Origin of the sequence: uncultured Campylobacter sp. (assembly GCF_938030815.1) — a bacterium.
GTDB lineage: Bacteria > Campylobacterota > Campylobacteria > Campylobacterales > Campylobacteraceae > Campylobacter_B.
This window is the reverse complement of the sequence record NZ_CALHII010000242.1, coordinates 1-2,809: the sequence shown is the minus strand read 5'-3', so window position 1 is coordinate 2,809 and position 2,809 is coordinate 1. Positions and strand designations below refer to the sequence as shown.

1 protein-coding gene and 1 pseudogene are annotated in these 2,809 nt (G+C 49.7%); both read right to left on the bottom strand.

What is annotated here, in order from left to right; all coding sequences use genetic code 11:
* Positions 1–85 precede the first annotated feature (85 nt).
* Complete coding sequence (locus tag Q0277_RS09075) at positions 86–283, bottom strand: hypothetical protein (RefSeq protein WP_297997421.1); 198 nt, start codon at positions 281–283, stop codon at positions 86–88.
* Between the two features lie 725 nt (positions 284–1,008).
* Positions 1,009–2,809, bottom strand: a pseudogene (locus Q0277_RS09070) (DNA polymerase III subunit alpha); the annotation flags it as partial.

Sequence of the window (2,809 nt, the reverse complement as noted above, 5' to 3'; positions counted from 1 at the left end):
TCAACTCGCTAAATTTCGCCGCTCAAAATCGTGCAAAATTTAATCGGCGCTACTCTTTAAGCATAGGAAGCAGCTTGCGCAAAAATTAAGATGCTAGCCGTCCGCATCGCAGCGACGTAGAACTCCACAAGCCCTGCGTGCAAGACGATCCCTGGCTGCAGCGACATTTGAAAAACTGCTTCATAAGGCTTACAAAGCCCGCACAAGCAGCATTATCACCTATATTTTCGGGCAGGACAAACACGCTTAGCGCGAGCAATATATACAGCTCGAAAAATTTCAAATACAGCCGTTTAACAATTTTGATAAATTTTGGATTTAAGACAGGTTGCATCCCGGCGCCTGGCTCGGCTCGAGCCCAGTCCGCGCTAGCCTGATTTTTTCGGGCACCGTTTGCTCGCCAGCTTTGTTTCGGATTTTTTCTTCGCGTCTTAAGTCAGTTTTTGTGTGCTTTACTAAATTTGCTCGGCGAAATTTTACCGCGATAAAATTTTACGTAGTAAAACTATACCTAAAATTTCAAATCCGCTAAAGTTTAAAATTTTAAAGCTGCACGGAGATTCGCCGAAGTAAGGCTTCGCAAAAATTTAGCTCAAAATTTAAAAACGCTCATGCCGTTTATCATGCAACAGGTAGGCTAGTGCGACAATATAATTCATGCTCTACCGAGGCACGGCAAACTGTTATTGCGGTAACTCAAACAGCATGCTACCAAGCCTCACCGACGCAATAAAGCAGAGGCAATCTGTATTTTTGTAAATTTATAGCACATAAAATTCCGCCGTGATAAACGCAATAAATTTAGATATCGCAGACGATCCGTGCGGTTTTGGTTTCTGCGCGGCACCAGTAAATTTTGTGCGCGGCAAATTTTGAGCCGAATAACTTATTTTTTATCGCGACTGCGCTAAAGTTTAGGCTCTCTGCGGCGCCAAAAACCGCTTGCGTACGGCGACAGGCAAGAATAAAATTTAACCGATCCAGCGCGGCGAGAGAGCCGCACCGCGCCTACGCCGCGATGATTTCGCGCACCTTTTCGGTGAAATTATCGCTCACGATGTATTCGGTCGGATAAACGAGCACCTCGCTGCCGTTGCGAACCCTAAGGATCAGCCGCTTGGTGTTTTTCAGCGCCGTGTCGCAAAAGGCGAGATGGTAAATTTTATAAATTTTCTCGCGACTTAGCTCGCCTAAGCTTAGCTCAAACTCGAAATCCTGCGCGTTTTTGCGCTGTGCCTCGCGCTCTTTGCGCGCCTTAAGGGCGGGATCCTCCGCAGTAAACCCGCTCCTTCGCTCCGCGAAATTTCCTCCGCCGAAGCTGCCAGCTCGTTCGCCGCCGAAGCCGGAATTACCGCCGTTAAAGCCTCCGCGCTCCCTACCGCCAAAGCCTCGCACCTTACTAGGCACGTAGCCGTCGATATTCTGCGCGGCATCTAGGGTTAAAATTTCATCCAGATAAATTTGAAATTTCCCGCCGTAAGGGGATGTGTTTTTGCTAAGCCGCGCCCAAAACGCCATCGGGCGCTCCAGCTGCGCATCCGTTAGCGCAGTGACCGCATCACAAATATCACCGAACGCGCTCATCTCGAAACTGCCCGCAAGATCGAGCACCGTGACGTTTGCCATCTGCTTGCCCGATTTGGTCGTGCGCGAAAAGACGTTTTCGATCTTGCCGACGCACAAAATTTTAACGCTCGCGTCCTCGTCGTCCACCAGTTCGTCGAATTCGTTCGATTTGGTATGTGCAATCGCTCCAAGCTGTGCGACGTAGGCTTTGAGTGGATTCTCGCTCAAAAATACTCCCGCGCGCGGACGAAAGCTCGCATCTCGAGCGTTTTGTAGGCTCATCATCGAAAGAAACGACAGCTGATACGCCGCGCCGCCGACCGCGCTTTTTGAAATTTTAATCATAAAAGCATACGGTCGCTCCCGCTCCTGTGAGCTTAAGTTTTCGATCGCCTTTAGCGCGCTATCGAACACCGCAAGCTCAAAACTGCCGTGCAGATCAAGCACGTTTAAAATCCCCATTTTTTTGCCCGTTTTCGTCATGCGCGTGGATAGATCCTCGATCCGCCCTACGCTAAGCACCTCGGCGCTATCGCCCTCGATCTCGCTAAACGCCGAGGATAGCGTATAGTCGATGCCCTCCATCTCCTCTTTGTAATCATCCAGCGGATGCCCCGAGAGATACACGCCCACGGTCTGCTGCTCAAATTTTAAAATTTCGCCCTGCGGAAATTCCTTGTCGGTATCGACGAAGCTTACGCTCATGCCGCTCGTCATATCCTCATCCTCGCCAAAAAGCGAGCTTGCGGCGTCCTTTTTAATCTCGGTGATCTTCTTCATCACATCTAGGATATTTTCCATATTTTGAATCATCGCCAGGCGACTCTTACCCAGACAATCCATCGCGCCTGCGTAGATCAGCGACTCGATGACCTTTTTATTGACGCGGAAATTATCCACTCGCGAAGCAAAATCGTCGATGCTTTGAAATTTAGCCTCGCTTTGAAGCTCTAAGATATTCTCGATTGCAGCGCCGCCCACGCCCTTAATCGCTCCTAGGCCGTAGATGATCGAGGTGCCCGATTTGGAGTTTTCGTCGTCCACGACGCTAAAGCCTCTTAAGCTTTGATTGATCGACGGCGGCAAAAGCCCGATGCCTAGACGGCTTGCCTCGTCGATATACTTTGAAATTTTATCGGTATTGCCCTCCTCCGAAGTAAGCAGCGCCGCCATAAACTCCGCCGGATAGTAGGTCTTAAGATAGGCTGTTTGAAAGGTGATCATCGAATACGCCGCGGCGTGG